21 protein-coding genes are annotated in these 23,861 nt (G+C 67.5%); 3 read left to right on the forward strand and 18 right to left on the reverse strand.

Going from position 1 to position 23,861, the window contains the following annotated elements:
* Nucleotides 1-64 precede the first annotated feature (64 nt).
* Complete coding sequence (locus AC1DDO_RS06095) at nt 65-1,333, forward strand: cobalamin-independent methionine synthase II family protein (protein WP_476867054.1); 1,269 nt, start codon at nt 65-67, stop codon at nt 1,331-1,333.
* 183 nt (nt 1,334-1,516) lie between these two features.
* A complete protein-coding gene (locus AC1DDO_RS06100; RefSeq protein WP_476867053.1) occupies nt 1,517-2,149 on the forward strand; it encodes a uracil-DNA glycosylase family protein in 633 nt (210 codons plus the stop codon).
* A 143-nt stretch (nt 2,150-2,292) separates the two neighbouring features.
* On the opposite strand, the gene AC1DDO_RS06105 is transcribed toward AC1DDO_RS06100, so the two are convergent.
* The 5 genes from AC1DDO_RS06105 to AC1DDO_RS06125 all read right to left on the reverse strand — a co-directional run bounded on the left by AC1DDO_RS06105 (nt 2,293) and on the right by AC1DDO_RS06125 (nt 5,729).
* Nucleotides 2,293-2,718: a DUF3151 domain-containing protein gene (locus AC1DDO_RS06105; RefSeq protein ID WP_018776136.1), complete on the reverse strand. Its 426-nt coding sequence runs from the start codon at nt 2,716-2,718 to the stop codon at nt 2,293-2,295.
* Between the two features lie 2 nt (nt 2,719-2,720).
* Nucleotides 2,721-3,740 carry a class II fructose-bisphosphate aldolase gene (gene fbaA / locus AC1DDO_RS06110; RefSeq protein ID WP_441408075.1) on the reverse strand — a complete coding sequence of 340 codons (1,020 nt, stop codon included), beginning with the start codon at nt 3,738-3,740 and terminating at the stop codon, nt 2,721-2,723.
* 233 nt (nt 3,741-3,973) lie between these two features.
* Nucleotides 3,974-4,549, reverse strand: coding sequence for a hypothetical protein (locus tag AC1DDO_RS06115; protein ID WP_476867052.1), 576 nt, complete (start codon nt 4,547-4,549; stop codon nt 3,974-3,976).
* Between the two features lie 3 nt (nt 4,550-4,552).
* Complete coding sequence (locus AC1DDO_RS06120) at nt 4,553-4,906, reverse strand: hypothetical protein (RefSeq protein ID WP_476867051.1); 354 nt, start codon at nt 4,904-4,906, stop codon at nt 4,553-4,555.
* 148 nt (nt 4,907-5,054) lie between these two features.
* Entirely contained in the window at nt 5,055-5,729 is a 675-nt protein-coding gene (locus AC1DDO_RS06125; RefSeq protein ID WP_476867086.1) for a TrmH family RNA methyltransferase, read from the reverse strand.
* A gap of 90 nt (nt 5,730-5,819) precedes the next feature.
* Between AC1DDO_RS06125 and AC1DDO_RS06130 the strand changes: the two genes are divergently transcribed.
* Nucleotides 5,820-6,674: an HAD-IIA family hydrolase gene (locus tag AC1DDO_RS06130; RefSeq protein ID WP_441408077.1), complete on the forward strand. Its 855-nt coding sequence runs from the start codon at nt 5,820-5,822 to the stop codon at nt 6,672-6,674.
* A gap of 9 nt (nt 6,675-6,683) precedes the next feature.
* On the opposite strand, the gene AC1DDO_RS06135 is transcribed toward AC1DDO_RS06130, so the two are convergent.
* The 13 genes from AC1DDO_RS06135 to AC1DDO_RS06195 form a co-directional block, all read right to left on the reverse strand.
* The gene (locus AC1DDO_RS06135) at nt 6,684-7,712 is read right to left on the reverse strand and encodes a thioesterase domain-containing protein (RefSeq protein ID WP_476867050.1); all 1,029 of its coding nucleotides are present in this window, start codon (nt 7,710-7,712) and stop codon (nt 6,684-6,686) included.
* A 120-nt stretch (nt 7,713-7,832) separates the two neighbouring features.
* Nucleotides 7,833-8,378, reverse strand: a complete 546-nt coding sequence (locus AC1DDO_RS06140; RefSeq protein ID WP_476867049.1) for a hypothetical protein — start codon at nt 8,376-8,378, stop codon at nt 7,833-7,835.
* A gap of 95 nt (nt 8,379-8,473) precedes the next feature.
* Nucleotides 8,474-9,283: a GAF and ANTAR domain-containing protein gene (locus AC1DDO_RS06145; RefSeq protein ID WP_476867048.1), complete on the reverse strand. Its 810-nt coding sequence runs from the start codon at nt 9,281-9,283 to the stop codon at nt 8,474-8,476.
* Nucleotides 9,284-9,381: 98 nt separating this feature from the next.
* On the reverse strand, nt 9,382-9,966 hold the full coding sequence (gene pyrE, locus AC1DDO_RS06150; RefSeq protein WP_441408081.1) for an orotate phosphoribosyltransferase: 585 nt from the start codon (nt 9,964-9,966) through the stop codon (nt 9,382-9,384).
* Between the two features lie 78 nt (nt 9,967-10,044).
* The gene (locus tag AC1DDO_RS06155; protein WP_476867047.1) at nt 10,045-11,292 is read right to left on the reverse strand and encodes an FAD-dependent oxidoreductase; all 1,248 of its coding nucleotides are present in this window, start codon (nt 11,290-11,292) and stop codon (nt 10,045-10,047) included.
* 141 nt (nt 11,293-11,433) lie between these two features.
* Nucleotides 11,434-13,767 carry a gluconokinase, GntK/IdnK-type gene (locus tag AC1DDO_RS06160; RefSeq protein ID WP_476971732.1) on the reverse strand — a complete coding sequence of 778 codons (2,334 nt, stop codon included), beginning with the start codon at nt 13,765-13,767 and terminating at the stop codon, nt 11,434-11,436.
* 7 nt (nt 13,768-13,774) lie between these two features.
* Complete coding sequence (gene manD, locus AC1DDO_RS06165) at nt 13,775-15,004, reverse strand: D-mannonate dehydratase ManD (RefSeq protein WP_476867045.1); 1,230 nt, start codon at nt 15,002-15,004, stop codon at nt 13,775-13,777.
* 47 nt (nt 15,005-15,051) lie between these two features.
* Complete coding sequence (uidB, locus tag AC1DDO_RS06170; protein ID WP_476867044.1) at nt 15,052-16,482, reverse strand: glucuronide transporter; 1,431 nt, start codon at nt 16,480-16,482, stop codon at nt 15,052-15,054.
* A 61-nt stretch (nt 16,483-16,543) separates the two neighbouring features.
* Nucleotides 16,544-18,355: a beta-glucuronidase gene (uidA, locus tag AC1DDO_RS06175; protein WP_476867043.1), complete on the reverse strand. Its 1,812-nt coding sequence runs from the start codon at nt 18,353-18,355 to the stop codon at nt 16,544-16,546.
* Nucleotides 18,356-18,572: 217 nt separating this feature from the next.
* Nucleotides 18,573-19,967 carry a mannitol dehydrogenase family protein gene (locus AC1DDO_RS06180; protein WP_476867085.1) on the reverse strand — a complete coding sequence of 465 codons (1,395 nt, stop codon included), beginning with the start codon at nt 19,965-19,967 and terminating at the stop codon, nt 18,573-18,575.
* 44 nt (nt 19,968-20,011) lie between these two features.
* The gene (uxaC, locus tag AC1DDO_RS06185) at nt 20,012-21,418 is read right to left on the reverse strand and encodes a glucuronate isomerase (RefSeq protein ID WP_476867042.1); all 1,407 of its coding nucleotides are present in this window, start codon (nt 21,416-21,418) and stop codon (nt 20,012-20,014) included.
* Nucleotides 21,419-21,503: 85 nt separating this feature from the next.
* Complete coding sequence (locus tag AC1DDO_RS06190; protein WP_476867041.1) at nt 21,504-22,580, reverse strand: LacI family DNA-binding transcriptional regulator; 1,077 nt, start codon at nt 22,578-22,580, stop codon at nt 21,504-21,506.
* A gap of 99 nt (nt 22,581-22,679) precedes the next feature.
* Complete coding sequence (locus tag AC1DDO_RS06195) at nt 22,680-23,846, reverse strand: Gfo/Idh/MocA family protein (protein WP_476867040.1); 1,167 nt, start codon at nt 23,844-23,846, stop codon at nt 22,680-22,682.
* Between the last annotated feature and the right edge of the window lie 15 nt (nt 23,847-23,861).

A 23,861-nucleotide genomic window follows, 5' to 3' on the forward strand; every position in this document is an offset into this window, starting at 1 on the left:
TCGCCGCGGCAGCCGTGGCCGGCAACGGTGCTACCGCCAGGACCGATGGAAAGGAAAGAGCGCCATGTCCCAGAACGCCATCTCCCCGAGCACTGTTACCCGGAGCACCGTTACCCGGAGCACCGTTTCCCCGAACGCCGACCACATCCGCGTCACCCATGCCGGCTCGTTGCCCCGCACCACCGAGCTGATCGCGGCGAACGAGGCCAAGGAGACCGACGGCATCTCGCCCGAATTCCTGGACCTTCTCGAAACTTCGGTGGTGGATGTCGTGCAGCGCCAGAAGGATCTGGGGATCGACATCCCCAACGACGGCGAGTACGGGCATACGATGTCCAGCTCCGTGGACTACGGAGCCTGGTGGAACTACTCCTTCTCCCGGCTCGGCGGCCTGGAACCGACCGACGTGGACCGCTGGGCCGACGCCAAGGTGCACCGTTCCTCGCCGGGCCACATCGTCCTGACCTCCTTCCCCGACCGCCGGGACCGGCAGAAGTTCGATGAAGCGTACAACGACCCCTCCTCCGGGATCCTGGCCCACCGCAAGTCCGTCACCCAGCCGAAGATCGCGGGACCGCTGACGTACACGGGCCAGGCGCTCGTGGCCTCCGACATCGCCAACCTGAAGACCGGCCTGGCCGCGGCAGGCCTCGCCAAGGGGTTCGTCGCCTCCCTCTCCCCCGGGTCGTGCGCCCGCGTGGCCAACGAGTACTACCGGAGCGACGAGGAACTCCTGTACGCCTGCGCCGACGCCATGCGGGAGGAGTACAAAGCCATCATCGACGCCGGCCTGACGGTCCAGCTCGACGACCCGTCCCTGGCCGAGAGCTGGGACCAGATCAACCCCGAACCGAGCCTGGCGGACTACCTGAAGTTCATCCAGCTCCGGGTCGAGGCAACGAACTGGGCCCTGCGCGACCTCCCGCAGGAGCAGATCCGGCTGCATGTCTGCTGGGGCTCCTGGCACGGTCCCCACACCACGGACATCCCGTTCGCGGACATCGTCGGCTCGGTCCTGCAGATCAATGCCGGCAGCTACTCCTTCGAGGCCGCCAACGTCCGGCACGAGCACGAGTGGCGGGTCTGGGAAGACACGACGCTTCCCGAGGGGAAGGCAATCGTCCCCGGCGTCGTTTCGCACGCCACCAACGTCGTGGAACACCCGGACCTCGTGGCCGACCGGATCGTGCGCTTCGCGGACCTCGTGGGGCGGGAAAATGTGATTGCCTCCACAGATTGCGGGCTGGGCGGCCGGGTGCACCCGCAAATCGCCTACGCCAAGCTGGAGTCCCTAGGGGAGGGGGCCCGCCGCGCCACCAAGCGGCTCTGGTAGCACCACCGGACGGCAGGCCGGACCCGGCGCTGCATTTCGCGGGGCTTGATAGACTGATAAGGATCGACCAGGAATCGGTCCACACCACATTTTCAAACCACACCGTTGCTCAGCATGCCCTGAATCAGGCGTCTCCGCGGTGGTGTGGCAGCTTTGCCAATCCCGCAGGAGACCCAGCACCATATGACAGCCCTGGCCACCGAAAATTTCCGCGAAGAGCTTCTGAGCCGCCGGTACGAACCTAGCGTCGCCCCCGTCAACGAGCTCCTCGACGTCCTCCAGGCAACCAAAGCTGGCACCGCTGTCCCCTACGTGGACCCCATGCACGATGTCGACGAGTGCCGCATCATCAGCTTGTACTCGAACATCGGCACCGCGGATGCGTCAGGCTTCATCACCGCCGGCGATGACGAGGCGGCCACCCGCATGCTCGGTATCCAGTGGAAGCTGGGCCTGCGCCCCGAATTCGTCATGCCGTGGAACGTCCACCCGTGGCACGTCCCGGGCGAGCCTAACGGCAAGTTCACGCCGGACCAGATTTCGGCGGGCCTCAAGCCGCTGCTGAAGTTCCTGGCCCTCGTGCCGCGCGCCTCCGTGATCGTGGCGCACGGCACCGAGGCAAACCGCCTGGCCAACCTGCTGCTCAAGACCGAAGTGCCCATGATCTGGCGCCGCGGCCTGAAGACCTACAAGGTCCGTTCGCTCAGCGGCCGGGCGTTCGCCGGCACCCCGGCCCGCCAGGAAGAGTACCTGGCCGAAATGCGCACCGCGTACGCGGACGCCATGGCCCGCACGGGCCTGGCCAAAGCCAGCTAATCCCCACCCGGACCCTAACCTCGCAAGCTCGGCCAGGGAACCCAGCGGGCGTGGGCCCAACCACCCGCACCCGCATCTGAGCATCAACGACGGCGGGCTCCCACCTTGAGGTGGGAGCCCGCCGTCGTTGGTTCAACCCCAGATCAGCCTTCGGCTTCGATGGCCGCCTTCGCGCCGGGATCGGAATCCTTCAGGAACTTCTCGATCCGCTCCGGCTCCTCGGCCTCGCCGATCGCCGCGGACGCACGGCCCAGCGAGTAGAGCGAGCGCAGGAAGCCGCGGTTGGGTTCGTGCTCCCACGGGATCGGCCCGACGCCGCGCCAGCCGTTGCGGCGCAGCGAGTCCAGGCCGCGGTGGTAGCCCACCCGCGAGTACGCGTAGGAATCGATGGTGCGGCCTTCGTTCCACGCCTCCTCGGCCAGGATGGCCCACAGGAGCGAGGACGTGGGGTGCTTCGCCACGAGGTCCACGGCTTCCTGGCCGAGCGCGAGGTGCTGATAGATCTCAGACTCGGCAGGCAGGAGCGTGGGCTCGGGACCCATCAGGTTCTTGCGGAACTCATCGGACATGGCTAGAAGGTCTTGCCGGTGGAGCCCAGCTGCTGGGCTGCCTCGACCACGCGGGCGGCCAGGCCGGCCTCGGCGGAGGCGCCCCAGACGCGGGGGTCGTAAAGCTTCTTGTTGCCGACCTCGCCGTCGACCTTCAGCACGCCGTCGTAGTTGCGCAGCATGTGGTCCACAACCGGGCGGGTGTAGGCGTACTGGGTGTCGGTGTCGATGTTCATCTTGATGACGCCGTAGGAGACGGCGTCGGCGATCTCCTTGTCCGAGGAGCCGGAGCCGCCGTGGAACACGAGGTCGAACGGGTTGGCCTTGCCGATCTTGGCGCCCACCTGCTCCTGGATGTCCTTGAGGATCTCCGGGCGGAGCTTGACGCCGCCCGGCTTGTACACGCCGTGCACGTTGCCGAAGGTCAGCGCGGTGATGTAGCGGCCGTTTTCGCCGGAACCGAGCGCGTCGATGGTGGCCAGGGCGTCCTCGACCGTGGTGTAGAGCTTGTCGTTGATGGCGTTCTCGACGCCGTCTTCCTCGCCGCCGACGGTGCCGATCTCAACTTCGAGGATCATCTTGGCGGCCGCGGTGCGCTCGAGCAGTTCACGGGCGATCCGCAGGTTTTCCTGCAGGGTCTCGGCCGAACCGTCCCACATGTGGGAGTTGAAGAGGGGGTTGCGGCCGGCCTTGACCTCGGCCTCGGACGCTGCGAGCAGCGGAAGCACGAAGCCGTCCAGCTTGTCCTTGGGGCAGTGGTCCGTGTGCAGGGCGATGTTGACGCCGTAGTTCTTGGCCACCTCGCGGGCGAAGGCCGCGAAGCCCAGGGAGCCAGCAACCATGTCCTTGGTGGAGGCACCGGACCAGTAAGCCGCACCGCCGGTGGAAACCTGGACGATGCCGTCGGACTCGGCCTCGGCGAACCCGCGCAGGGCGGCGTTCAGGGTCTGGGAGGACGTGACATTGACAGCTGGGAAGGCGAAGCCGCCCGTCTTTGCGCGGTCGATCATCTCGGAGTAGATCTCTGGGGTTGCAATGGGCATGCTGACTCCTAAAGTGAATTTCGTCTACGGGCTGGTGATTCTGGAAGGAACCTCGTCGGCTACGAACCATCCTAGTCATTCCTGCGCCGGGGCCGTGTCTCCGGTCACTGTGCCCCTGTAACACTCGCGCCCCGCCGGTTGCGCCCTACCCCGTGAGCTCGCGGCGGCCCGGCCCGTGGCGGGCCCAGACTGCAGTTCGCGGCAGTGTGCGCGCCCGGCATTGCCGCGAACTGTCATCTCGCGCGCCAGCCCCGGCTCTCCAGCGCTGCCCGGACCTTCCGGACGGCCGCGGGATGCTCGCCGGCAAGATCCAGCCGGGACACCCGCACCTCAAGCCACCCGCAGAACGCGGCGGTGTCCGCCCGCCGGATGTCGCGCAGGTATTGGTCCTCCCCGTTATGGTGTGCGCCCTCATACTGGAGCGCGATGCGCCGCTCGGGATAGGCGGCATCGGGCCACAGCACCGGAGCGCCTGCTCCACCCCGCACAACCAGGTTCAGGACCGGCTCGGGCAGGCCGGCGTGAAGGAGCGTCAGGCGCAGCCGGGTTTCGGGCGGCGAGTCAGCCCCAACACGGATCAGTTCGACGGCGGCGCGGGCCTTGCGCACGCCCCTGCAGCCGGGATGTCGCGCCACCATGGCGCGCAATTCCTCGATGCCGCACAGGGGTTCGCGGGGCACGGGGAACTCGGGGCCGTGGGAGCACACCAGGGCATCACCCACCGCGACGAGTTCGTCCACACCCAGTACCGAGGCCAGGTCCAGCCACGTCCTGGCGGGCGAGGTGAGCCGGGCGCCGTCGAGCTCCACCGCCTAGTCCGGAAACAACGTCAGCACATGCCCCACGACGTTGACCCGGCGGGGCGCGCTCAGGCCCCGCCGTCGTGCGAGATGGATGCGCCAATCTTCCTCAAGCCGGCCCGGCAGAGGGGCCGCCCAGAGCCGCGCCGCTGATCCGAGGCTGAGCACGGACTCGTCGTCCAGCTCGGTGTAGGCCCGCAGGGCCGCGGCGCCCGAGGGTGCAGCGTCCACGGGCAACCGGATCCCGCGTGAGACCGTAACGAGGTCCCGGGCTTCGGTGCGGGTGCGGGTGACGCCGGCCTTGTCGGCGGCGCGCAGCGAGAAGGAACCGGTGGTCAGATGAATGGGAAGCGGTGCCCGGCGCATGGCCCATTGTGACCGTTTCGGCCCCGCGCCGTGAGCGTTTTCCACAGGTCGTGACCGCAGGCGCCATCGAGACTGCATTTCACGGCAATGTGAGGCGAAAACACTGCCGCGAAGTGCAGTCTCGCGGGGCGTTTCGGCGGACCCGACCCTATCCCGGGAGCTGGCCGAACACGTGGCGGCGGATCCAGGCGTGCATCGCGATCGCAGCGGCGGAGGCGGCGTTGATGGACCGGGTGGAGCCGAACTGCTCGATCGACAGGGTGTCCACGGCCGCGTCGTGGACCTCGGGGGTCAGGCCCGGGCCCTCCTGGCCGAAGACCAGGACGCAGTTCCTGGGCAGTTCGTAGGTCTCCAGCGGGACGGAGTCCGGGAAGATGTCGATTCCGATGATCGCCAGCCCCTCCCCCTGGGCCCAGGCCACGAAGTCCTCCACGGTGGGGTGGTGGCGGACGTGCTGGTACCGGTCGGTGACCATGGCCCCGCGGCGGTTCCACCGGCGTCGTCCGATGATGTGGACTTCCTTGGCCAGGAACGCGTTGGCCGTGCGGACCACGGTGCCGATGTTCATGTCGTGCTGCCAGTTCTCAATCGCGATGTGGAAACTGTGGCGCTTGGAGTCCAGGTCCGCCACGATCGCCTCGTGCTTCCAGTACCGGTATTTGTCGACGACATTGCGCCGGTCCCCGTCGGCCAGGAGGTCCGGATCCCAGTGCTCGCCCTGGGGAAGGTCGCCTTCCCAGGGGCCGACGCCGACCTCCGCCTTCGGTTCGGCCTCTGCCTCTGCCTCTGCTGCCGGCTCCGCTGATGTCGCTGGCACAGGCATTACGCCGGCGTCGCCGGGGATCTCGGGTTCAGTCACGCCTCAACATTAGACTGGGACCCAGGTAGCGGCACACTTACGGCGGAGGACACCATGGCAGATCAACGCGACGAGCAGGCGACCGACTCAGGAGAGACACGTTCCTATGCTTCGATGTACCGCAGCGGCCAGGAAATCGAGTGCTGGCTGACGGACATGGACGGCGTGCTGGTCCACGAGAACCAGCCCATCCCGGGCGCCTCGGAACTGATCCAGCGCTGGGTGGACACCTCCAAGCGGTTCCTGGTGCTGACCAACAACTCGATCTTCACGCCCCGGGACCTCGCGGCGCGGCTGAGCTCTTCCGGACTGGAAATCCCGGAGGAGAACATCTGGACTTCGGCCCTGGCCACCGCCCAGTTCCTCAAGGACCAGGTCCGCGGCTCGGAATCGGGGAACCGCGCGTACACAATCGGTGAAGCGGGGCTCACGACGGCGCTCCACGAGGCAGGCTTCATCCTCACCGACCAGAACCCCGACTTCGTGGTGCTCGGCGAGACCCGCACCTACTCGTTCGAAGCCATCACCATGGCCATCAGGCTGATCCTGGCCGGGGCGCGCTTCATCGCCACGAACCCGGACGCCACCGGCCCGTCCAAGGACGGCCCCATGCCCGCCACCGGGGCCATCGCGGCGCTCATCACCAAGGCGACGGGCCGCGAACCGTACATTGTGGGCAAGCCCAACCCGATGATGTTCCGTTCGGCGATGAACCAGATCGACGCGCACTCGGAGACCACAGCGATGATCGGTGACCGCATGGACACCGACATCATCGCCGGCATGGAAGCGGGCCTGCACACGGTGCTGGTGCTCAGCGGCATCACGCACCGGGACGACATCGCCGCGTACCCGTTCCGGCCGAACCAGATCCTGAATTCCGTGGCGGACCTCAAAAACCAGATCTAGGCAACCCCCTCAGAACGCCGTCATCTTCCCGCCGCCGCCCGGCAGCGGGAAGAGCTCGTCCTGGAGTTTTTCGATGATGGGCCGGTAGATAAACGGGCTCCAGCCCGGGCTCGCGTGCTCCGGCCTGGCTCCGTCCGTGCGCAGGTCATCCGAGACCATGTTGGCCTGGAAGGTCAGTGACCACGTATCCCGGGCGGTCTCGTAGTCCACGGTCTTGTCCCGGGGGTTGCCGATGAACGCCATCTTCGTCCCGCCGAGCTTGCCAACGAAGCGGCTGGCCTCGAAGTGGTAGATGTAGGCCGATTCGGACTGGATCAGCACGCTGGAGGGCGCGATCGGCGAGAGCTGCTCCAGGGTCTGGTCCACGATCTGGCCCCAACTGCGTTCATCCTTGTGCAGCATCCGCTCGCCGAGCTCGTAGCCGCCGCGCAGCACTGTGGGGAAGCGGAACCCGCTCTCGTAGAGCAGCACCACGCCCTCGAACCAGCTCTGGTCCAGCACGTCATGCCGGCTCGCAGGGCTGGAATCGAGCAGGATGAAAGCCACTTCCACGCCGTGCAGCTCGCGCAGCCGGGCGGCCACCTGGGTTGCCACCATGCCGCCGAAACTGTGGCCGTAGAAGTAGAGCGTGGTGAGGTTGTGGGCGCGGGCGTGCTCGATCACGGCGATGACCACCTCGTCGATGTCCAGCCCCTCGTTGGAATATCCGACGGCGGCGAGCTGGCCCCGCTTGTTCAGGGACCCGCGCAGTGCGTTCAGGATCCACTGGGCCTCTTCCCAGCTCGTCTTGTAGCCGGGGAACAGGATCCAGCTGGCGTAGGGGAAATACCGTTCGGCGACGTCATCCGGTACTTCGATGATCCGGGTGGTCCGCCGCTCGGTCTGCACGCGCCGGGTGAACAGCATGTCCGCCGCCAGCAGCGACGCGGACCCCGCGCCGATCAGGAACGTGCGCCGTGAAACGCGTTTGAGTTCGACGGCGCGGCGGAGCAGGCGGGCCTCGGCAGAACCGGGGCCTCGCGGATGGTTCGGTTCCATCTCGGCCGGCACATCTCTACCGTATCCACGCACGGGCGGGGAAGAGAAACCGGTCCAAACGGCAGTCCCACAGGGCAGCAGCCTGGGCTCCCGTTGGCTCCCTTGCCGCCCGTTAAATGGCTAGGCAGGCTCCGCCTCGCGACCGACCTCCCGGCGGCTGATCTCCATGCCGATCTCGTCATAGGTGGCCAGGAGTTCCGAACGGGCCATGTCAGTGGGGTCATCCAGCAGGCCGAACACGGAGTCGCTCGCGGCGAGGAGTTCGTCGTCGGAGTACCGGGTCAGCTGCCGCGTGCCGGAGGGGTCGACCGAGGCCAGGAACTCTCCGGACATGTCCAGGGTGGGCAGCGCGCCCGAATCATCGCCGCGCGGGGTCAGTTCCAGGGAGACGCCGCCGGGGGCGGTCATGCCGGCGGCGTCCTGGCCGGCGCTCCCGCCGTCGACCGCGTTGAGGTCGTTGCGCAAGCCCGACAGCGCCGTCGATTCCACGACGGCGGCCAGGCCGAGGTCGACGCGGATGTGCGAGTTGATTCCCATGCGGCGAACGCGCTGGATGATGTGCATCAGGGAGGGGCGGGAGGCTTGCGTGAGGCTCCCCCGGACAATGATCCGGACGACGTCGGAAACGACATCGAGTTTAACGTGGGCTTGCAGCGACTGGTCCATAGGTACTCCAAAGAAGGGTGTCTATGGCCGACGGCTCAACCGCCCCCAGCGTATCCCCGCCTGTGGCTGCGCACAAGTCATAGGCGACTTCCGGTTCAGGCTGGCTGTCGCCTGCCCGGCTCTTCGTAGTGCGTCCGGGTTGCCGTTCCGCCGACAGACTGCACCAGGGATGCGGCGATATCGCGCAGTTTGACGTTGCCGTTGCTGGACGCGTCGGTGAGGATCCGGACCGCGGTTTCCTGGTCGCAGCGGTTCTGCGCCATGACGATTCCGATGGCCATGTCGATCACGGTCCGGGATTCGAGCGTGGCCCGCAGGTTGGTGGCACTGTCCGTGTGCAGCGAGAACCGGACGGCCAGCCGCAGCGCCTGGGAGATCTCGCGGGTGTAGCCGCGGGCCCGGGCCGCTACGTCGCCGTCGAACTTGCGCGGGACATCGGAGTAGAGGTTCAGCGCCGCCTGGGCTTCGCCCTGGAGGTGGAAAGGCACCGAGAGCACCGAGCGCAGGCCGTGCGAGGCGACGGCGGCGGCGTAGTCGGGGCCCCAGCGGTCCTCCTCGAAGAGGTCCGGGACGTAGACTTCCCGTTCCTCCTTGGCCGCGGTCAGGCACGGGCCCTGGGACAGCGAGTACTGGATCTCGTCCACTTCGCGGGCGGAGTCACTGCTCCACCCGATCGTGGCGGCCTTGCGGTCCCGCAGCAGCGTAATTCCGCACAGGGCGTCGTCGCCGGAGCCCGCCACCTGGTGCGCGGAAAAACGCGCGAGTTCATTCAGGAACGCTTCGAAGTCCGCGCTGTCCAGGATCAGGTTCTGGATCTGGTCGACCGTGCCGACTGACACGTCGGCGCCCTGGCCTTCGGCGCCCAGATTCGCACCGCTGATCGGGGACTTATCGGACGGGAGCATGGCGCGTGTTCTCCAGGTGAAATGGAACGGACGGTATTCGACAAATGATAAATCACGGTCTACCCACCGTCCACCCGCGCGGGCTAAAGGCGGACCGCCTAGCTCAGGCCCAGCTCGTCCTTGCCGAAGGCGAAGAGGTACGGAACACCGGCTTCGGCTTCGATCTTTTCCTTGGCCCCCGTGTCACGGTCCACGATTACGGCGACGGCCACCACGTTGCCGCCGGCCTTCCGGACACCTTCGACGGCGGTCAGCGCGGAACCGCCGGTGGTTGACGTGTCTTCCAGGACCAGGACCTTGCGGCCCTCCACCGAGGGACCTTCCACCTGGCGGCCCATGCCGTAGGACTTCTGCGCCTTGCGGACCACGAACGCGTCCACGGGGCGCCCGGCGTCGACGGCGGCGTGCATGACGGCGGTGCCCACCGGGTCTGCCCCCATGGTGAGCCCGCCGGCGCACTCGAAATCGATCCCGGCGTCCTCCAGCAGCGAGAGCATGACCTGTCCCACCAGTTTGGACGCCTCGTGGTGCAGGGTGATGCGGCGCAGGTCGATGTAGTAGTCGGCTTCCGCGCCGCTGGAGAGGATGACCTTGCCGCGGACGACGGCCAGTTCCTTGATCAGTTCCAGGAGGCGGGCACGGGCAGCGGCAGCGTCGGCTGCGAAGTCACGGGTGGCAGTCATGGGTCCCAGTTTAGTGGCTGGCCCGCCGCTGGTTCCCAGCCGGAGCCCGTGTGACGGCGCAGGGCCGGCGCAGTACAGCTAGGGCTGGGGTTGGGCTTCCGCTCGCCGCGCGAAGGCTGGTGCGTGCTCGGGGCGCGGCCCAAAGGCGATGAAGCGCGGAATGATGGTCCGGACCGCCGGAACACGGCGGGCGATGAAGAGTGCCGCTGCCGGGAACTTCGTCCGCTTTCCGGTCATGATCGGGGCGAAGATCGCGCGTTGCATGATGCGTTGGACGGTCTGCACGATGACCGTGGGCAGCCGCCGTCGCCGTTCCACTTTCTCCAGGTCTGCCGTGGTCACCCGGCCCCGGAGCAGCGCGGGGGCGAGGTACTCTGCGGCGGCCGCAGCGTCCTGGATGGCGAGGTTGATGCCGACGCCGCCAGCCGGGGACATCGCATGCGCGGCGTCCCCGATGCACAGCATTCCGTTGATGTGCCACGAATGCAGCCGGTTCAGCCGCACGTCCAGCCAGTGGAGGTCATCGAGGGATTCGATGGCGTCGACGCGGTCCGCAAGGTCAGGGCGGAGTCCCGCGACCCGCCGTCGGAAGCCCTCGACGCCTTCCGCGCGGATCCGCGCGTCGGTGCCCTTGGCGGCGAGGTAGCCCATTTGGTAGTAGTCGGTGCGGAACAGGGCCAGCAGCGCCTCGCCGGGGCCGAACGCCGGCACCAGGCCCGCCACCTCACCCGTTTCGGAGGGATAGCGGGGCAGCCGGAACCACCAGGTGTCAAAGGGCACCGGGAACTCTTTGGGCGCCATCCCGGCCGCGGTCCGCAGCGCGGAATGGCGGCCGTCGGTGGCCACCACCAGGTCGGCCAAGAGTTCGTCCTGCGCGCCGTCCGGGGTGCGGAAGCGGACTCCCCGGACGCGGCCCCCGTTGCGGACCAGGCCGGTGGCGGTATGGCTCATGAGCAGCGTGAACCCCGGCTCCTGGGCCGCGGCGGAAGCGAGGAAGTTCAGGAAATCCCATTGCGGCATCATGGCGATGTAGTTGTACGGCGGCGGCAGGGCATCAAAGTCGCCCATGGTCACGGGCGGGCCGCCCGCGACCGGGAAAACAACATTCTTCAGGCGGCTCTGCGGCAGCCGGCGGAATTCCTGGCCGAGGCCGAGTTCGTCAATGAGCCGGATGGTGGACGGGTGCACGGTGTCGCCGCGGAAGTCCCGCAGGAAATCCGCGTGCTTCTCCAACACCGTCACCCGCACCCCGGCCCGGGCCAGCAGCAGGCCCAGCATCATCCCCGCGGGGCCGCCGCCCACCACCGCGCATCCGGTCTTCTCCATGGCCCCACGGTACGCCTGCCCGGGGTGTCGCGGGAGGGGATTTCGCGGCGCATTCTGGTTGGCGCTACGCAAAATATCCTGCGCTACGGGGATTCCCGTATCGCAGGATATTTTGCGCAGCGGCCGTTAGGAAACGCCGCGTTAGAGCCGGGTGTCGAAGGAGTCGCAGAAGACGTTCTCGTTGAAGGTGCCCTGGAACTCCGACTTGCCCTGGATCTTCTCGATCGCGGCCCGGATGGCCTCCGGCGTGCCCGCGTGGGCGTGGATGGCTGTCTTGACCATCGGCACGTCAATGAGGTGGTTGGGCTGGTTGAGCGAGACGAAGACGGTGGGGACTTCCGTGACGTACCAGGGAATCTCGGCCGCCATGGGCGTGGACCACTTGATCCGGATCGCCGCTTCCTGGGCGAAGCCCTTCACATTGGCGAATACGAACGCGGCGTCGTACTTCTGCGCATAGTCCGCGGTGGCTTCCTCGGAGATGACAGACATGAAGTTGACCCCGGTCTCGCCGGCGGCCTCGCGCTGATCGGCCGTCTTGAAGACGTGAACTTCAAAGCCGGCCTTTTCGAGCTCGTCCCGGACAACGTCCAGGTAGGCCAGCGGATCCGCCCGGGTGAAGTCCGACCCGCCGGAGATGCCGTAGAGCCGGATGCGCTTGTGGGTCTGCGGCGTGACGGGCAGGTTGCCGGCGGTGTCCTTGACCAGGGTGACGGTCTTGTCGGCGATCTGCGCGGCAACCTCCCGGTGGGCCGGGCTCCCGATCAGCCGCAGGGCTTCGCCCGGCGGGACGAGGGATTCCCGCGCGATCCTGTGCAGCCCGAGCGAGGCTTTCAGTCCCAGGATCCGTCGCAGGGCGTCAAGCAGGCGGGCCTCCGTGATGACCCCGGATTTGTAACCTTCCAGCATGTACCCGAAGTCCTCGGCCGGATTCCGGAAGAACAGGAACATGTCGCAGCCGGCCGCGATGGTGGCCGGGACGAGCTCGCTGCGCTTCATGGCCTGCGTGAGGCCGATCATCTGGGACGCATCGGTGAGGATGAGCCCGTTGAAGCCGAGCTCGCCGCGGAGCAGGTCCTGGAGCAGTTCCGGCGCCAGGGTGGCGGGCAGGATGTCCTCCGCCGCCATCCCGGGCCGGAAATGCCGTGACAAGTCCGGTGCACCGATGTGCCCGATCATGATCGACTGCACGCCGTGGCCGATCATCTCCCGGTACACGTGACCGTAGGTCTTGTTCCACTCCTCGTAGCCGAGGGTGTTGTAGGAGGTGACTACGTGCTGGTCGCGCTCGTCCATGCCATCGCCGGGGAAGTGCTTCATGGCGCACACGGTGGGCGATTCGCTGATGCCGTCGAAGTATTCCTTGGCCCGTTCCACCACGATCTCCGGGGTGTTGCCGAAGGACCGGGTGGAGACCACGGTGTTGCGCCAGTTGTAGTGGATGTCCACGATCGGCGCGAAGGCCCAGTTGCAGCCCAGCGCGGCGGTCTCCACACCTGCGACACGACCCATCTGGCGGGCGATGTTCTTGTCCGGGTGGGAGCCTGCCTGCAGGTGGGTCGAGACGAAAGTCCCGTCATCGCAGCTGCCGGCTCCGCCCATTTCGGGGTTCGACGCGATCAGCAGCGGCACCCGGGTCTTGGACTGCGCGTAGCGGATGTGTTCCTGCACGGCGGCCGACGGCCCCGGCCGATACCGCATGCCGCCCACGTGGTACTGCTCCAGGATCCCGTCGAGGTACTCCGGGGCGTAGTCGTTGTTGTGGTTGATGAACAGCTGGCCGATCTTTTCCTCGAGCGACATGCCGGCGATGGTGGACTCCACCCACGCGATGGCGTCGTCGTCGAGGTTGAACGGCGCGGACTGAAGGTCGACGGCGAACGTGCCGGCGGCGGGAACCGCTGCCGGTGCCGGGGCCCCAGCAGTCGCCCCGGTCCGGTCCGCGACGCCGGCGAGGGCGGCGGCGACGACGTGTTCCACCGGGCCTGCGATGTCCACGAGGGTCCCGGCCTCGTCAGCTTCGAGCGGCTCGAGCGTGGCGAGCTGGGAGTCGAGCAGCGCGGCCGGCATGAAGTGGCCGGTGCGGCCCTCGATCCTGCCGCCGAGCACGTCCCTGCTGCCGTGCAGGTGCAGGAAGACGGTCTCGGGCGCCTGGGCTCGGATCGCGTCGCGGTAGCTGCGCTTGAGCGCGGAGCAGGCGAGCACCAGGCCGGCCGGCCCGGCGGCGGCGAGTTCGGCGCCTACGGTGGCAAGCCACGGCCAGCGGTCCTCGTCCGTCAGTGGCGTTCCGGCTGCCATCTTGGCGACGTTCTCCACGGGGTGGAGGGAGTCGCCGTCGAGAAAGCGGACGCCGAGTTCGCGGGCCACGAGGTCGCCGATGGTGGTCTTTCCGCAGCCGGAGACACCCATCACCACAATGTGGCGGCCGGCAACGGCGGGCTTCTGGTGGCCTGTCGTGGTCTCGTCAGTCGTCATGCCCGGTTTACCAGTCATGGACGGTGCCGTCGACGAGGCGGTTGTAGGGCAGGTAGGCCTGCTGGTACGGGAAGGCGGCGGCGGCTTCGGCGTTGAATTCCACGCCGATGCCGGGCTTGTCGCCCGGGTGCAGGTAGCCGTCCTTGAAGGTCATGGACTGCTCGAAGACCTCGTTGGTCTTGTCCGAGTGCTGCATGTATTCCTGGATGCCGTAGTTGTGGATCGCCAGGCCGACGTGCAGCTGCGCGGCGAACCCGACCGGGGAGATGTCGGTGGGGCCGTGGAAGCCGGACTTGATCTGGTACTGCGCGGCGAAGTCCATCACCTTCTTCAGCGGGCTGATGCCGCCGAAGTGGGTGGAGGCGGCCCGGACGTAGTCGATCAGCTGTTCCTTGATGATGGTCTGGTAGTCGTAGACGGTGTTGAAGATTTCACCGATGGCCAGCGGGGTGGTGGTGTGCTGGCGGACCAGCCGCAGCGCTTCCTGGTTCTCCGCCGGGGTGCAGTCCTCGAGCCAGAACAGGTCATAGGGTTCCAGCGCCTTGCCGAGCTTGGCGGCCTGGATCGGAGTCATCCGGTGGTGTCCGTCGTGCAGGAGCGGGATTTCCGGACCGAACTCGTTGCGCACGGCCTCGAATACGGAGGGCAGGTGGCGGAGGTAGGCGCGGGTGTCCCAGTCCTCTTCCTGCGGGAACGCCCCGCGGCCGGCGGGTTCGTAGTCGTAGCGTTCACCGGAGGCCTGGGCCTGGGCAGCGACGCCGTAGACGGCCTTGATGCCCGGGACCGCGGTCTGGATCCGGATGGACTTGTAGCCCAGTTCCAGGTGCTCCCGGACGGAGTCGAAGAGACTGGGCAGGTCCGCGCCGGAGGCGTGGCCGTAGGCGCGCAGTCCGTTGCGGGACGCCCCGCCCAGGAGCTGGTAGACCGGCATCCCGGCGACCTTGCCCTTGATGTCCCACAGCGCCATGTCGACGGCGGCGATCGCGGCCATGGTGACCGGGCCGCGGCGCCAGTACGAGGACCGGTACAGGAACTGCCAGGTGTCCTCGATCCGGTGCGGGTCCTTGCCGATCAGCAGCTGCGCGACGTGCTCCTTCAGGTACGCGGCGACCGCGAGCTCCCGCCCGTTCAGGGTCGCGTCGCCGATCCCGGTCACACCGTCCTCGGTGGTGATCCGCAGGGTCACGAAGTTCCGGGAGGGGCTGGTCACGAAGACTTCAGCAGCAATGATTTTCACAACAGGTCCTTTTCTGGTCTTTCGGGGTGTCTTAATCGCCGGGTGTCTTATTTGCTGGACGTCAGCGGAGCGGCATCGGCGGAACCGGTGACGGTGCCGGCGTGGGCGTCGGCGTCCGCGTCGGCGTCGGCGTCGGCCGAAACGGTGCCGTCGCCGCGGCGGGCCTGGATCTCGGTGAGGATCCGGGCGTGCATGGCGTCGGTGAGCGTGTACTTGGCCATCACGATCACGGCCAGGATGGTCATGACCGCCGGCAGCGCGCCGGCCGCGATCTGGATGCCGAAGACGGCGTCGGCGGTCTGGACGGCGCCGGACTTGTAGCCGCCCAGGGCCAGCGCGTAGGCGGCGAGGGCACCGCCGACGGCCTGACCGGTCTTGCGGGTGAAGGAGAACAGTGCGTAGGTGATGCCCTCGGTCCGGACCCCGGTCTTCCACTCTCCGTACTCGACGGTGTCGGCTTCCAGTGCCCACACCACGATGTTGACCGCGAGCACGCCCACCAGGCTGATCACCAGGCCGCTGAAGCCGACCAAGGCCTGGCTTGCGGGGGTGAAGAAGATGATGGCTCCGCCAACCACCGTGAACAGCGAGGAGAAGATGTAGACCCGCTTCTTGCCGATGGTCCGGACCAGCTTGGGCATGAAGCCGGCCAGCACGAAGGTCAGGCCGAGCTGGATGATGGACAGCACCGGGTACAGGTCCAGCCGACCCAGGACATCGCGGAGGTAGTACAACTGCACGGAGGTGAGGGCCAGGTAGCCGGTCAGGAAGAAGAAGGAGCTCACGCACAGCATGAGCAACGGCCGGTTGCCCTTGAGGGTCTCCATGCTCTGCTTGAACGTGACGTTGGGAACTGCGCGGTGGACGCGTTCCTTGGCGGTCAGGAAGGTGAAAAGGTACAGGCCCGCCCCGATAACGACGAAGGCGATGGTGATGGCGGTGAACGTGCCCTGCAGGTCCGCGCCGGGCTTGATCAGCGGAGCCACAAAGATGCCTAGGGCGGAGCCGACCAGCAGCCCGCCGATCATCCGGGCGGAGCCCAGCTTGGCGCGCTCCCCCGGGTCCTGGGTCATGGCGCCGGCCAGCGAGCCGTAGGGGATGTTGACCAGGCTGTAGGCCAGGCCCAGGGCGGCGTACGTGACGTAGGCGTAGAGCAGGGTGCCGGATTCCCCGAGCTGGGGAACGGAGAAGGTGGCGACGCTCAGCAGGAGCAGCGGGATGGAGCCGAACATGATGAACGGGCGGAACTTGCCGAACCGTTTGCTGTAGGTCCGGTCCACGACGCGGCCGGCGAAGACGTCGGCGAAGGCGTCGAAGATCCGCACCACCAGCAGCAGTGTTCCGGCGGCCGCGGCCGAGATCCCGGCCACGTCCGTGTAGTAGACGAGGAGGAACATCGTGGCGGTGGTGAAGGCGAGGTTGTTGGCGGCATCGCCGGCGCCATAGCCGACGATGCTGAGCTTGGAAAGCTTTTTCATGTGATTGGGCTCCTTTACCCGGTGCCGGACCTGGGTCCGGCCAAAAAATGTGCGTTAAGGCCTACGCCTCGGGGGTGGTGTTCTTGGTGCCGGCCAGTGCCGTCCACCGTTGGCGCAGGGCATAGGCGGCGGGCTTGGGCCGCCTGTCCCGGGTGAAGACGCCCTTCTTGTTGCCGTCCACGCGCATGATGCCGTTGGAGGTCTGGAAGTCCGCGAAGTTCCAGACCTGTTCGCCCACCATGGCGTCCACGCGGTCGAAGACCCGGTGGTACATGGCCAGGAACGCGGCCTGGTATTCCTCGCTCCAGGGCTGTTCATAGATGGAGTGGAAGCCGGGCATGGTGTCCGGCCCGTACTCGGTCATGATCATGGGCTTGCCGTACTTGGCTTCCCACTCCCGCAGTTCCTTCTCGAGGCTCTGTTCGGCCGTTTCGAGGTCGCCGTTGTTGAGGTACCAGCCGTAGTAGCGGTTGAGCATGATGACGTCGAAGAGGTCCCCGAGCAGTTCCTTGTCCGGGGTGTCGAACATGACGTTGACGTAGCCGACGGGCCGGGTGGGGTCCAGGCTGCGGGTCAGTTCCACGAGGGGTGCGAAGTATTCGCGGGCTCCCTCTTCGGAACCGTTGGGTTCGTTGGCGATCGACCAGATCACCACGGAGGGGTGGTTCTTGTCGCGGGCGACGAGTTCTGAGATCGCCTGCCGGTGGTTGGCGGCGGTGTTGGCGTCCACTCCGCCGTCGACGTAGGTCTTCTTGGCGATGCCGCCAAAGACGGCGCCGAAGCCCAGGTGCAGCCCCACGGCGGCGGTCTCGTCGATCACCACGATGCCGTGCCGGTCGGCAAACTCCATGACTTCCTCGGCGTACGGGTAGTGCGAGGTGCGGAAGGAGTTGGCGCCCACCCAGTCCAGGAGCTGGAAATCGTTGACCATCTGGGCGTTGCTGTGGCCCTTGCCAATGGCCACGTGGTCCTCGTGCATGCCGAAGCCGGTGAAGTAGAACGGTTCGCCGTTGATGAGGAATTCCTTGCCGCTGATTTCGACGGTGCGGACGCCGACCGGCAGGGTGTAGCTGTCCAGCAGCTGGCCGGCGTCGCGGATTTCCGCGGTGAGGCTGTACAGGTAGGCGGCGCCGGGCTTCCACAGCACGACGTCGGCGATGTTCAGGGTGCCGGTGGCGCCGTCGGCGCGGGCGACCTCGGCGCCGTCGGCGTCCCGGAGCGATACGGTGACCGATTCGCTGCCGGTTCCACCGGCGGTGCCGATCGTGTAGTCGACGCTGCCAGTGGTGCCTTCGAAGCCGGTGACGACGGTGATGTCATCGACCGTTACCGCCGGGGTGCTGAAGAGCCAGATGCTGCGGTGCAGGCCGGCGTAGTTGTAGAAATCGTGGAGGTAGCTCTGCTGGCGGCGGCCGTCCTCGGTGACGGTGATGGTGCCCGGCGGGATGGTGGCCTGTGTGAGCTCGTTGTTGACGGAGATCGTCAGGCGGAAGACCTGGCCGGAGGTGACGTGCTCGGTGATGTCCGCGCTGAACGGCATGTAGCCGCCGGCGTGCTGGGCCACCAGAGTGTCGTCAACCCACACCATGCCCTCGTGCGTTGCCGAGTCGAGGCGGACGTGGATGCGCTCCCCGGCCCAGCCGCGCGGGACGCGGACCTCGCGCTGGTACCAGACGTAGCCCACGTGGTCGCGGACGGCCTTGTCGGGGAAGACGTCGTTGTAGCTGGCCGGGACACCCATTTCCAGGGCCGAGTCCAGCGGCGCCTTGAACCATTCGTCCCGGTGGCCGGAGCGGTCAAAGTCCACCTTGAAGCGGTACAGGCCGTCGAGGTTGACGATCTCGCGGGTTTCACTGGCCTGGGGCTTGAGCATCGTGGGAGTTCCTTACGCATCGTTGCGGGGGCGGGCCTTCCGGTTGGGCCAGCGGTGCCGGCGAGCCATCCGGTGGCCCCATTCGTCTGGATGTAATCCTAGTCACTTGGCAATCAGTTGGCAAGCGGTTGCCATAAATTTAGTTGAAAGTTTTGGAAACACTGCTGCCCGGCTCCCCGTGACCGGGAGCCGGGCAGTAGTGCATGCACGGAGGGCGCTACAGGGAGACAGCCCGCTCCCCGAACGTTCCGCACAGGTCTTCAATGAGGTCCACGACGGCGCCGTCAGCGGCCAGGGCCGGATCCACCAGGGCAAGCAGGGCCCGGATCCGCTCGGTGCCGGCGAGCCGGTTGGCCGCGGCCACCTCCTCGGCCAGGGGGTCCTGGAAGGCGTCGGAGGCGGCACCGTAGTCCATCCAGGCGGCGATCATCAGCGCGGCGGCCGCGCCGGTCCTGCCCGCGGCCCGCTCGGCCCGCAGGACGGGAACCGCGCGCATCCGTAGCTTGGTGCTGCCGTCCATCGCGATCTGTGCGAGGTGGTGGGCAATCCTGGCGTTGCTGAATCGCTGCAGCAGGGCGGCGCGGTAGGCGGGGAGCTGCAGTTCCGCGGCCATGGCTTCGGTCCCGGACAGGTTTGCCTCCGCCTCGTCCCAGAACTTTTCGACAGCCCGCAGGCACAGCGGGTCCGCCAGGGCCTCGGCCACGGTGGTGTGGCCGCGGAGCTGGCCGGCGTAGGCCAGCAGCGAGTGCGCGCCGTTCAGGAGCCACAGCTTGCGGTTCTCGTACGGCTCGATCTCGGCCACGAAGACGGCACCGGCGTCTTCCCAGCGCGGCCGTCCGGCGGGGAAATCCCCGCTGAGCACCCAGTTGGAGAAGGGCTCGGCCACCACGGGCGAGGTGTCGCGGTAGCCGCAGGCGGACTGGACGGCGGCTATGTCCGCGGCGGTGGTCCGCGGTGTGATGCGGTCCACCGAGGTGCTGACGAAGCTGATGTTGGCGTCGATCCATCCGGCCAGGTCTGCGTCCCACGCCCCGGCCATGCCCACCACGGCGTTGTGCGCCACAGTGCCGTTGTTGGACAGGTTGTCGCAGCAGACGACGGCGAGCGGTCCGGCGGCTGCCGACCGGCGGGAGGCCAGTGCCAGCACCAGCCGGCCCAGCGGCGTCGTCGGGTTGCCGCCGGAAGCCAGCAGCGCAAGGTCCCCGGCGACGTCGGGTGCGGTGCGGTCAAGCTGCCCGTCGGCGCGGAGCCGGTACGCCGCCTCGGTGATGGTCAAGGTGATAACGGCGGTGGCCGGGGCGGCGACCAGGTCCGCGAGGCGCTGCACGTTGGCGCCGTCCACGGCCTCGACGATGCTGCTGACCACGGCGAAGGAGTCGCCATCGTCGGCGCGGTTCACCACCGTGTACAGCCCGTCCTGTTCGGCCAGCGTCAGCGCGGCGTCGGGGCGGCGGCCGGTGAAGGCCGCGATGCCCCAGTCCGCGGCGTCGGACGCCTGGTGGGTGTACCAGGCCTGGTGCGAGCGGTGGAAGGCGCCCAGTCCCAGGTGGATGATCCGCACGGGTGCCTTGGCGGAGGGGCGCAGGCTGCGGTTCAGTTGGGGAAGGTCCATGGCGGGATCCACCTCGGATTCGGGTGCGGATGTCAGATCGGTACTCACAGCTTGAAGACCCTCCGCGGCGAGCCGTCCACGATGTCGACAATCAGTTCATGGGCGCGGTCCTCGCTGACGCGGTGTTCGGCGACCAGCCTGGCCAGGAAGGAGGCCTCGATCCGGCGGGAGGCGTCGTGGCGGGCGGGGATGGAGCAGAACGCGCGGGTGTCGTCGATGAAGCCGGACGAGCGGGAGAAACCGGCGGTCTCGGTCACGGCGGAGCGGAAGCGCAGCATGGCGTCCGGTGCGTCCAGGAACCACCACGGGGCGCCGAGGTAGACCGAGGGGTAGAAGCCGGCCAGCGGCGCGAGTTCGCGGGAGAACACGGTCTCGTCCATGGTGAAGAGCACCAGGTGGAAGTCCTTGGCGGTGCCGAAGTCCTGCAGCACCGGGCGGACGGCCTCGGTGTAGTTCACGGCAAACGGGATGTCGTGGCCGGTGTCCGGGCCGAACTTCTCGAACGTGGGCTCGTGGTGGTTGCGGAACGAGCCCGGGTGGATGGTCATGACCAGGCCGTCCTCCACAGACATCCGTGCCATCTGGTACATCATGTGGGCCTCGAAGTCCTCGCGGTCCTGCGCCGTGGCCTGGCCGGCGCGGGCGCGGTCGAACAGCCTGGCGGCGTCGGCGGCGTCGAGCTTGAGCGTCGCGGGAGTGCGGACGCCGTGGTCGGCCGAGACCCCGCCGTGCTCCACGAAGTAACGACGCCGGTTCTCCAGGGCGGTGATGTAGCCGGCATAGCCGGTGGCGCCGTCGCCCGCTGCCGCGATGAGCCGGTCCACGTTCGCGGACCATGTGGGGTGCGCGATGTTCAGGTAGGCGTCCGGGCGGAAGGTGGGCAGGACGCGGCCATGGAACGTGGGATCCTCGGCGATCGCCCGGTGGCTGGCGAGGCTGTCCAGGGGGTCATCCGTGGTGGCCAGCACCTCGATGTTGAAGTCCTTGAACAGCTGGCGGGGCCGGAAGCCGGGTTCCAGCAGCTTGGCGGAGATCGCGTCGTAGCTGGCGTCGGCGGTCTCGGCGCTGATCTCCTGCCGGAGGCCGAAGACGCTGTCGAACTGGGTGCGGAGCCAGTAGCCTGAGGCCGTCCCGTCGAACAGCGGCCAGGCCTTGCAGAACTCGCGCCAGACCGTGCGGGAGTCCGCTTCCGCGGCGGCCGAACCCCTCAGTCGGTCCAGCGGGACGCCGCTGGCGTGGATTAGCCGGGTGACGTAGTGGTCCGGGCTGACCAGCAGCGCTGCCGGGTCCGGGAAGGGGGTGTTGTGCTCGATGACGGCGGCGTCAACGTGCCCGTGCGGGGAAATGATGGGGAGGTCCTGGACGCGCTGCAGGAGGTCCCGCGCAATGCTGCGCGTTCCGGGATCCGCGGGCAGGAGCCGGTCTGGGTTGGCGGCAATCGACTGTGACATAGCTCAATGGTCCGGCCCACCCCGAGCATTTGTCAACCGGTTGCCATAAATTGCCACCAAGTTGCGAGTGACTGCGGCGGTGGGTCTAGCCCGCGGGCAGCAGCCGTCCGCTCGAGCCCCGGAGCACCAGCTCGGTCTCGACGCGCAGCGTGGGCGCAGGCGCTGCCGTACCGTGCGGGTGTTCGCCGTGCAGGCGATCCAGCAGCAAGGTAGCGGCGCCCGAGCCGCACTCCCCCAGCGGCGAGCGCACGGTGGTGAGCGGCGGCGTGGTGAAATCGGCCCCGAAGATGTCGTCGAAGCCCACGATGCTGATCTGGTCCGGGATTACCAGGCCGGCGGCCTGGAGTTCCTGCATGAGGCCGATGGCCAGGAGGTCGTTGTAGGTCAGCACCGCTGTGGCGCCGCTGGCGCGGACGTCGCGCGCCACCTGGCGGCCGCCGTCGACGGTGGGTTTGCTGGATTCCAGCCGCACGGCCTCGAGCCGGGACCATTCGCAGGCGGCCTGCACGCCTTCCCAGCGGCGCGCGGACATCCAGGACTGCGGCGGCCCAGCAACAAAGGCAACCTTGTGGTGCCCGTTGGCGGCCAGGCTGCGGACAGCCTCGCTGATGCCCTTGTTCACGTCCGGGACCACGCACGGCACGCCGTCGACCTCGCGGTTGATGACCACCACGGGCTTGTCCCGGGCGATGGCCCGGATGTGGTCGTCGTCCATGCGGGGGCTGGCAAGGATGAGCCCGTCCACGGTGGCCATCATCCGGCGTGCCGCCGTCAGCTCGGTGTCCGCGGACTCGGCGGACTCGGCCAGGACCAGCGTGTAGTCCCGCAGCGTGGCGGTCGTTTCCGCCCCGCGGATGATGTCGAAAAAAGTGGGGTTGGTGATGTCCGCGACGATCAGGCCGAAGGTGTTGGTGCGGCCGGTGGGCAGGGCGCGGGCGAACGGGTTGACCTGGTAGTTCAGCTCGGCGGCGGCGTCCTCGATGAGTTTCTGGGTCTTGGCGCTGACCCGGCCGGGCTTGCTGAGCGCCCGGGAGACGGTGGAGGGATTGACGCCGGCAACCTTGGCGATGTCGTAGATGGTGGCGCTGGACTTTCCCGCACGGGAGGGCTTTTTGGCCGGAGCTGCCGATGCGGCCGCGTCCGGGGTCTTGGGTTCAGTCACCGCCCCATCCTAACGAGCATCAGCCCAACTAACTGGCAGCAGGAGCCGTTTTGAGCGCTCAAAACGGCCGCAGCTGCCAGTCAGTTGGGCGGGGTGTGCCTAGGCGCGTTCGGGGAACTTGCCTTCGTCCACGATGCGCTTGTTCAGCTCGGCGAGGAAGACGTCCTCGTCGAAGTCCAGCGCTACCTCCGTGCCGGTCCAGCTGGAGAGGTGGATGGCGTTGGCCAGGCGGACACCCTTGATGCCGTCCGATCCCGGGGCCAGCAGCGGTGTGCCGTCCAGGATGTTGGCGGCGAAGTTCTCCAGGACACCGGCGTGCTGCGCCCCCCAGGCGGACTCGAACTCGAGGACTTCGGTGGTGTAGAACTCCTCCGTGTCCATCTGGCCCATGAAGAGCTTGAGGACATCGCCCATGTCCAGGCTCTCACTGAGTTCGCGCTCGGGCTTGTGCAGGCGGGTCACCGTGGCGGTCTTGGAGTTCTCGACCACGATCTTGCCCTGGTCGCCCAGGATCTCGAAGCGGTCGGTGCCCACGAGGTCGTGCGTGGCCGTCACGAAGACGCCCGTGGCGCCGTTGCCGTAGTCCACGACGGCGGTGACCTCGTCCTCCACGGCGATGTCGCGGCGGAAGCCGTAGGCAACCTTGGAGTAGACGGACTTCGGCACGCCGCAGATCCACTGCCAGAGATCCAGCTGGTGCGGCGCCTGGTTGACCAGCACGCCGCCGCCCTCGCCGCCCCACGTGGCGCGCCATTCGCTGGAGTTGTAGTAACCCTGGGGGCGCCACCAGTTGGTGATGATCCAGTTGGTGCGGCGGATGGCGCCGATCTCGCCGTTGTCAACGATCTCCTTGAGCTTCTGGTACAGCGGGTTGTTGCGCTGGTTGAACATGATGGCGAAGGACAGCTCCGGCTTGCTGGCGGCGAACTCGTTGAGCTCCTTGACCTGCTTGGTGTACACGCCGGCCGGCTTCTCCACGAGGGCGTGGATGTTGCGCTTGAGGGTCTCGATGCCCATTTCCGGGTGCAGGAAGTGCGGCACGCACGTCACGACGGCGTCGACGTCGCCGCTTTCCAGCATGGCGATGTAGTCCTCGTAGAAGGGCGCGTCCGGGTACTGGGACGCGGCCAGTTCCTTCTTGGCGGGATCGGTGTCGCAGATCGCGCCGATCACCATGTTCGGGACTTTTCCTTCGGTGATCAACTTGGCGTACAGGCCGCCCTGCTGGCCCAGGCCGATGATGCCGAGGCGTACTTTCTTGCTCATGTGGTGATTCTCCGT

Source organism: Arthrobacter sp. 10N43, from assembly GCF_056394525.1.

Excerpts from the sequence above, each read along its gene's own strand:
- AC1DDO_RS06155 (WP_476867047.1), bottom strand. The coding sequence starts at position 11,292 with ATGGAGAAGACCGGATGCGCGGTGGTGGGCGGCGGCCCCGCGGGGATG.
- AC1DDO_RS06100 (WP_476867053.1), top strand. The coding sequence starts at position 1,517 with ATGACAGCCCTGGCCACCGAAAATTTCCGCGAAGAGCTTCTGAGCCGC.
- AC1DDO_RS06125 (WP_476867086.1), bottom strand. The coding sequence starts at position 5,729 with ATGCCTGTGCCAGCGACATCAGCGGAGCCGGCAGCAGAGGCAGAGGCA.
- AC1DDO_RS06105 (WP_018776136.1), bottom strand. The coding sequence starts at position 2,718 with ATGTCCGATGAGTTCCGCAAGAACCTGATGGGTCCCGAGCCCACGCTC.
- AC1DDO_RS06130 (WP_441408077.1), top strand. The coding sequence starts at position 5,820 with ATGGCAGATCAACGCGACGAGCAGGCGACCGACTCAGGAGAGACACGT.
- uxaC (WP_476867042.1), bottom strand. The coding sequence starts at position 21,418 with ATGTCACAGTCGATTGCCGCCAACCCAGACCGGCTCCTGCCCGCGGAT.
- pyrE (WP_441408081.1), bottom strand. The coding sequence starts at position 9,966 with ATGACTGCCACCCGTGACTTCGCAGCCGACGCTGCCGCTGCCCGTGCC.
- fbaA (WP_441408075.1), bottom strand. The coding sequence starts at position 3,740 with ATGCCCATTGCAACCCCAGAGATCTACTCCGAGATGATCGACCGCGCA.
- AC1DDO_RS06160 (WP_476971732.1), bottom strand. The coding sequence starts at position 13,767 with ATGACGACTGACGAGACCACGACAGGCCACCAGAAGCCCGCCGTTGCC.
- AC1DDO_RS06180 (WP_476867085.1), bottom strand. The coding sequence starts at position 19,967 with ATGGACCTTCCCCAACTGAACCGCAGCCTGCGCCCCTCCGCCAAGGCA.
- AC1DDO_RS06195 (WP_476867040.1), bottom strand. The coding sequence starts at position 23,846 with ATGAGCAAGAAAGTACGCCTCGGCATCATCGGCCTGGGCCAGCAGGGC.
- AC1DDO_RS06140 (WP_476867049.1), bottom strand. The coding sequence starts at position 8,378 with ATGGACCAGTCGCTGCAAGCCCACGTTAAACTCGATGTCGTTTCCGAC.
- AC1DDO_RS06095 (WP_476867054.1), top strand. The coding sequence starts at position 65 with ATGTCCCAGAACGCCATCTCCCCGAGCACTGTTACCCGGAGCACCGTT.
- AC1DDO_RS06135 (WP_476867050.1), bottom strand. The coding sequence starts at position 7,712 with ATGGAACCGAACCATCCGCGAGGCCCCGGTTCTGCCGAGGCCCGCCTG.
- uidB (WP_476867044.1), bottom strand. The coding sequence starts at position 16,482 with ATGAAAAAGCTTTCCAAGCTCAGCATCGTCGGCTATGGCGCCGGCGAT.
- AC1DDO_RS06120 (WP_476867051.1), bottom strand. The coding sequence starts at position 4,906 with ATGCGCCGGGCACCGCTTCCCATTCATCTGACCACCGGTTCCTTCTCG.
- AC1DDO_RS06145 (WP_476867048.1), bottom strand. The coding sequence starts at position 9,283 with ATGCTCCCGTCCGATAAGTCCCCGATCAGCGGTGCGAATCTGGGCGCC.
- uidA (WP_476867043.1), bottom strand. The coding sequence starts at position 18,355 with ATGCTCAAGCCCCAGGCCAGTGAAACCCGCGAGATCGTCAACCTCGAC.